The 6,633-nt window shown below is 59.2% G+C and carries 6 protein-coding genes and 1 other RNA gene; 5 read left to right on the top strand and 2 right to left on the bottom strand.

The genetic code is table 11. The features are described 5' to 3' along the window. Positions 1 to 4 precede the first annotated feature (4 nt). Positions 5 to 451, top strand: coding sequence for a DMT family transporter (locus tag Q4Q11_RS14460; protein WP_498569927.1), 447 nt, complete (start codon positions 5 to 7; stop codon positions 449 to 451). Here the strand turns inward: Q4Q11_RS14460 and Q4Q11_RS14465 are convergent. Beyond that, complete coding sequence (locus tag Q4Q11_RS14465) at positions 448 to 1,368, bottom strand: thymidylate synthase (RefSeq protein WP_112510186.1); 921 nt, start codon at positions 1,366 to 1,368, stop codon at positions 448 to 450. The genes Q4Q11_RS14460 and Q4Q11_RS14465 overlap by 4 nt on opposite strands. Positions 1,369 to 1,549: 181 nt before the next feature. Between Q4Q11_RS14465 and ssrA the strand changes: the two genes are divergently transcribed. From ssrA to Q4Q11_RS14485, 4 genes are all read left to right on the top strand, one after another. After that, positions 1,550 to 1,920: a transfer-messenger RNA gene (gene ssrA / locus Q4Q11_RS14470) on the top strand. Positions 1,921 to 2,037: 117 nt separating this feature from the next. Next, positions 2,038 to 2,547 (top strand): SspB family protein, encoded by a 510-nt coding sequence (locus tag Q4Q11_RS14475; protein WP_113336962.1) that lies wholly within the window; start codon positions 2,038 to 2,040, stop codon positions 2,545 to 2,547. Between the two features lie 55 nt (positions 2,548 to 2,602). Next, entirely contained in the window at positions 2,603 to 2,797 is a 195-nt protein-coding gene (locus Q4Q11_RS14480) for a DUF4169 family protein (RefSeq protein ID WP_112510190.1), read from the top strand. 104 nt (positions 2,798 to 2,901) lie between these two features. Further along, positions 2,902 to 3,114 (top strand): ribbon-helix-helix domain-containing protein, encoded by a 213-nt coding sequence (locus Q4Q11_RS14485; protein WP_112510371.1) that lies wholly within the window; start codon positions 2,902 to 2,904, stop codon positions 3,112 to 3,114. A 313-nt stretch (positions 3,115 to 3,427) separates the two neighbouring features. Here the strand turns inward: Q4Q11_RS14485 and Q4Q11_RS14490 are convergent. Continuing rightward, a partial coding sequence (locus tag Q4Q11_RS14490; protein WP_498569928.1) for an AsmA family protein occupies positions 3,428 to 6,633 on the bottom strand: 3,206 nt, incomplete at its 5' end.

The raw sequence follows: 6,633 nt of genomic DNA on the forward strand, positions 1-6,633 counted from the left end.
CACGATGCCGATCACGGTGGCAACGCTCATTCTCGCTGGAATATCGCTCGTTCTGCAGAATGCGCTGATGGTGCGGATCACCCAATCGGTATCGACCGTGCTGCTCACGCTTGTCATCAACTCCTCGGTTGGATTGACCGCGCTGCTCGCAATCCTGATTTCGCGCAACGGCCTCGCCGGTCTTACGGAAGCAGCCGGCGCCGTCAGGCCATGGGCTCTGCTCCCGGGCCTGCTCGGCTCGTTCTTCGTCTTTGCCGGCATTGTGGGATATCAGCGCCTTGGAGCGGCCCCAACCATCGCCGTACTCGTCGCCAGCCAATTGCTGGCTGGCCTCGCATTCGACGCCGCCGTCGCCGGGCAAAGGGTCGCGGGCTTCAATACCTGGCAGCTGGTCGGAGCGTTGCTGCTTGTCGCCGGAGCCGTGCTCGTTGCCGGCCGAACTGCCGCTTAAACCGCGACCTCGGCCGCTATCGCGGCATGCGGCTCATAGCCCAGAACTTCGAAATCTTCGATGCGATAATCGTCGATGCTGTCCGGATGGCGAAGCAGGCGCAGGGTCGGGAAGGGCTTGGGCTGACGGCTGAGCTGCTCGCGGATCGCATTCAGATGGTTGAGATAGAGGTGCACGTCACCACCCGACCAGACGAGCTCTCCCATGTCCATATCGACCTGCTGTGCGACCATGGCAAGCAAGGCCGCCTGCTGGCAGATGTTGAAGGGATTGCCGAGGAACAGATCGCATGAGCGCTGAAAGACCATTAGGCTGAGGCGCGGGCGCTTGCCTCCTTCGGCCGAGATATTCGATACGTGAAACTGATAGACCATATGGCAGGGATGCAGCGCCATATCGGCAAGCTCGCCGACATTCCAGGCATGGAAAATCATGCGCCGGCTACTGGGATTGGTCTTGAGATCCTTGATGACCGCGGCGAGCTGGTCGTGCACCCGACCCTCGGCGTCACGCCACTGCCGCCACTGCTTGCCGTAGACCGGACCGAGATCGCCCCATTCGAGAGCGAAAGCCTCGTCCTCGAGAATTCGGTTCTCGAAGGCAAGCTGATCGATATTTTCGCCCGTTGCCTTGCGATATTTCGCCAGCGGCCAGTCGGTCCAGATCCGAACATTTTCCTTCAGCAGATTGCGGATATTGGTGTCGCCGGTCAAAAACCACAGCATTTCCTTAACCGCGAGCTTCCAGTAAACGCGCTTGGTCGTAAAGATCGGGATCTGTCCCTTCGAAAGATCGAAGCGCATCATCGCGCCGAGACCGCTCAAAGTGCCGACCCCGGTGCGATCGATGCGACGATCGCCGTGCTCGAGCAAATGCGCCATCAGGTCGAGATATTGATACTCTGGGTGACGAGCCATCTTGCGCTCCGAAATCGCTTGAATTTTCCGGCGATAAGGCTGCCCAGCGGCCGCCTGCCGATTCCTTGTTCGCGATTTTAATGACAAGCCGACGCGAAACCAACCGCGGCGAAACGTAATTCAGGCAAATCTCGCGACTTTACGGGCAAACCGATGTTTCCACGAAGCATTTATGACAATTGCCCTTCCCTTCGTCCGCGGAAAACACTATATCAGCCTTGCCGGTCTTCGGGCCGGCTATGGCGATAAATGAGCGGTGTAATAAACCTATTGGACCCGGGGGCGGTACCCGGCGCCTCCACCAAAAACCGGCCGGCAGAACTTGCGACAGACCGGCTTTTGATGGGGGCGAAACAGGATCGACAAGGGTGTAAAGATCGACTTTTCGCTCGGCATTGTACCGCCGTTATCGGGCTAAAATTGTAGTTGCAAACGACAACTATGCGGAAGCTCGTCTCGCTGCTTAATCGCGGTGTGACACTTCAAATAAAGTCCTAAGGGGTCGCACTCTTAGGCGGGGTTCGAAGGCACCTGGCAACAGAAGCCTTCACCTTCTTCTCCAGTGCTATATTATAGATCGACGGCGGTGACTCGCTCACAGGGCTTTTCCGGCGGCGTTCAGCGTGGCATAAGCCTATAAAAAACATGGCCAACGAAAGACAGGAAAGCATGGGGCAGGATCATATCCGCTATGACATTTTGGCACAGGACGCCCTGCGTGGGGTTATCCGCAAGGTGTTGACCGAGGTCGGCGCCACCGGCCGCCTGCCCGGTGACCACCATTTCTTCATCACCTTTCTGACCGGCGCTCCCGGCGTGCGCATCTCGCAGCACCTGAAGGCGAAGTATCCGGAGCAGATGACCATCGTCATTCAGCATCAGTTCTGGGATCTGAAAATCAGCGAGAGCCAGTTCGAGATCGGCCTCTCCTTCTCCGACGTTCCGGAAAAGCTCGTGATCCCCTTCAACGCCATTCGCGGCTTCTACGACCCTTCCGTCAATTTCGAGCTGGAGTTCGATGTGCCGCTGGCCGATGAGGAGGAACTCTCCTCTAGCGAAATCACCGCCTATCCCGTGCCGGCCGAAGGTGAGGAAGCGCCCGCAGCTGCAGCCAAGGATGGCGAGGAAAAGAAACCGGGATCGGTTGTCTCGCTCGACGCATTCCGCAAGAAGCAGTAGGCATGACGGGGAAGCATCCGCTTCCCCTTTTCATATCCGCAACGGGAGGAGATCGATGAGCGCCGAAATCGTCAATCTGCGCCAGTTTCGCAAGAAGCAGGCCCGCTCGGACAAGGAAAAGCAGGCAGAGCAAAACCGCATCACCTTCGGGCGGACCAAGGCCGAGAAGAACCTGACGAAAGCGCTGAACGACAAGGCCGAAAAAACGCATGAAGCAGGCCGGATCGAGCCTAAGAAGACCGAAGACTAATTTCGATTCCGAGATAAAAAACCTCAGAAATCAGTTGCTTACTTCCGCATTTTGAATCACTTTCACAGATATCCTGCCATTTCCGATTTTTGATCGATCCGCCGATGATCCGTAAACATTCCGCGACGCTGCATGGCCATCGCACAAGCTTTTCCCTTGAAGACGCCTTCTGGACAGAACTGAAGGCTATCGCCAATACACGCGGCACATCACTCGCTGCGCTGATCTCCGAGATCGATGACGGCCGCGAGGCCGGCAGCAACCTCTCCTCGGCCCTCCGCCTCTATGTCCTCAAATGGCTGAAGGATCGCAACTAAAGGGTGTCGCGCGAAAGTGCGCAGCGGTTTTGCGATGAGGACATGCGCAAAATCAGAGACCGAAAGCGCCGTAAACGAATCTGAAAGATCGCGATGCGCTTCAGGGGCAATTCCAGGAAAAGCGCATGGCGGCATTCCATCCAGAATTGCATAAAGCGCAAGAATAGAGCGCTTTTCGCCATTCGAATGAAAGCGGAAGGACGCGACAGCAGCTCCGCGCTTCACCGAATCGTTCCAGATAGCCAGGGAAAATTCCGTCGTGATTTCACGGTCGTTTCCAGCGTCCATCGACAGCATCGCCTGAAGGCGAGCGTTACTGGGCAACTCCCGGCAATTCATTGAAGTTCAACGGCGCCGTTGTCTGCGGAGCTGGGCTGTTGGGTATCTGCGTCCGTTGGAGCTCCGCCTTGGCCCGCGCTTCGGCAGCCGCCTTGGCCTTATTTGCTTCTTCTTCCGCCGCCTGTCTGGCTTTTGCCTCGTCTTCCGCCTGCTTCTGGGCGGCTGCCTGCCGAGCCAGATCGCGCAGCCGTTCCTCTTCCTCGCGCCGCTGCTTCTCGATGACCGCATCCCGCTGGCGCTGGGCCTCGCGCACGGCCGCCGTATATTTATAGAGCGCCACTTCCCGCCGGAGCCGCTGCTTTTCAAGTACATTGGCCTGCAGACGCTCGACGCGACGGCGCTCGCGCTCGAATGCGCGAACCGAAAGGAAGCTGGTCACGTCGGTCACATCCATCGTCCGGCCCGGCGTCGCAAGCGGTCCAGCGAAATCAAGACGCAAGGCCGGCTCGGCGCCGCTTTGCGCCTCCGTTCCGGCCTTGAAATCAATGCCGAGCGATCCGCGCATGCGCTCATCCGGCAGACTGATTTCGGCATTGCCCGAAAGCTTTGCCACATCGTTGCCGGCTGCGATGTTCGTCGCGCGGATCACGCCTGTAGAAATGTTGAAGGGTATGCTTGTCGCCGGAAGGACCGCTTCTCCATTGTTGAGCAGCGTCTGTATGATCGGCAATACCTTGCCGGCGGTGATATCGCCCTGGATCTGGTCGGTCGCCGACAGCAGCGGCGACAGGATCGAGAGATTGAGGCCGCGTACGTGCGTCTCGCCAAGCTTGATTTCACCCGAACCGCTTGCGTTTGCCGCAAGTTCGGCAATGCTCTTGCCGCTCGTCTCGGTATTCATGGCAAGGCCGAAGCGCCCGCTGGCAAGCGGCGCTCCATCGCGCTGCCAGGCAACGGCCGCAAGATCGCCATTGGTAAGATCGAGCTTCGCCTGCAGCAAGCCGGTGCCGTCGGAATTCGCAAGCATCACGCTGCCCGTCAACGTACCCCCGTTCCAGCCGCCCGTCAGATCGTTCAACCGCAACTCCTCGCCCTTGTAGGCTGCATTGGCGGTGAAGTTCGACATAGGACCGAATATGCCGGGCCATACCTGTTTTGCCGAAAGCTTGAGTCCGATATCCATCCCGCTGAAGGCAGGCAAACCCAGCTTGTCCTTGTTGAGAGCGCCCGTTTTCGGGTCCGTCATCGGCCCGTAGATGGCTTCCGCCAGCCAGCCCATATCCGCCTTGTCCAGCGCCAGTTCGCCCGATGCTTTGAGATTCGGCGCCTTCCGGTCGAGGGTCAGCGTACCCGACATATTATTGTCGGCAAATTGTCCCTTCATGCCCGAAAACACGATCTTGTCCGGATTCAGCGCGGCATTGGCCTGGAATTTCACCGGCAAGCCGGAGCCCATTTGCGGGAGGCCGATGCCGTTCATCACGAAATAGGGGTCGAGATCGGCGCTTTCGAGCGACAGTGCGATGTTGCCGTTGAGGAAGGTAGCGGGGCGGACATCGACTTTGCCATTCGCAGTGAATGAGGTCTTGTCGGTCGCAAATGTCAGTGCCGCGTCGGCAGGATCGCTGCCGTTGGCAGATACTTTCAGCGTCAAACGGCCATTGGCGTCGGCTTCGACAGGCAGAGGATCGATACCCGCCTGACCGAACAGGATCGACGTCACCGAATTTTCGAGCGTCCCCTCAAGGGTCGTGGTGCCCTTGCCGGCGAAAGCCGAAAGATCGGACATGCGATAGTCGAAATTGACGCGACTGCCGTTGGAGACGCCTGCAAGCGTAACCGTCAGCGCACTGTCCTGATCCCCGCCGAGCGTCACGGCGCCGCGAAGCGCGGTGTTTCCATACCAGGCAGCATTGCGCACCAGCCGGTCCATGACGGGATGATGCGGCAGATGCTGGCGCAGCATTTCAAAGAACGGCCCGGGATCTGCGGCCTTGAAGGTAATCTCTCCCGATCCCTTGTAGTCGGAAGGCGAGCCATTGGCGCGGCCAGTTGCGGTGATCTCGGCGCCTGCGACATTGTGCACCGAAAGCTTGTCGATCGTCAGAGCGCCGTCGGCCACGGAGAAGGAGGTATCGACATTATCGGCCGGCACGCCGAAAGCCGTGAATTTTCCGGCCTGCAGATGCGCCGTAATGCGATGATCGAAGAGCGATTCGCCGGTGTCCTGGCCTGTAAACAATCCGGTCAGCGCCCTCAGCGCATCGAGATCGAGCGCGTCGCCGGTCAGATCGACGGCAAGCTTCGGCGGGGTCTTGTCCGTCCCGCTCTGGCGATCGATCCGGCCCTTGAGCGTGGCGGAACCGACTGCGATCTCCAGATTCTCGAAGCGCTGGTCTTCGTGCCGCAGGCTGACATCGGCAGAAAAGCCCGCTTGACGCAGCTGCCGGATCGCTGGATCGACGGAGCCCACGAGCCAGGACGCCAAGCCGGAAGGCTGATTGGAAGCAACGACCAGATTGCCGATGAAATTCGGCTCGCCCTGCAGCATCAGATTGCCGCGCGCCTCGACCTGCGTACGCCCGGGCATAGTGCCGACCGCATGGTCGATCTTCCATCCCGTTCCCGCCGGTTCGAGATCGAGCTGCACGTCGCGTATGGTCGTGTCGCCCGCCACGATCGCCGGCAGCCGGAAGGTCGCCTTGCCGGGAACCTGCGGCACCGGGACTTCGGCGGCGATCGCAATCAGGCTGTTCAGGCGCTGACGGGCCGAGATCGCCGGGTTGCGGTTGGTCTTGCCGTTGGAACCCTTGGTATTGCCGAGGCGGTTGACGTCGATCTGCTGTCCGTCGGCCGTTAACAGAAATTCCGGCTTGGAACCCGTATCCAGCGTCGCCTCGCCGGTGACGACATAGGGATCGTCATCGGCGCCGACTTCCAGACGGTACTCCGGAATGCGAATGCGATCATTCGTCAGCTCGAAGCGCCCCTTGATACGCGGCTGCGCCTTCTGATCGGCAACGTCATGAACCTGTTTGTCGTTAACTCCAGCCGTGAAGGAACCCATGTAGTCGGGCTTGCTGTTGACGAGTTTCAGTTCGCCATCGAGATCGACGTTAAGGGGATGGCGATCCGGTATCAGCCGCGTGCGGACACGCAGGACGCCATTGTCGTCGGGCTGGCTGCTGGAAATGCTGAAATTGCCATGCTCATTGTCGAGTGCCGCATCGCCCTCTATGC

The sequence above is a fragment of the Rhizobium sp. UFLA01-1127 genome (assembly GCF_059803845.1).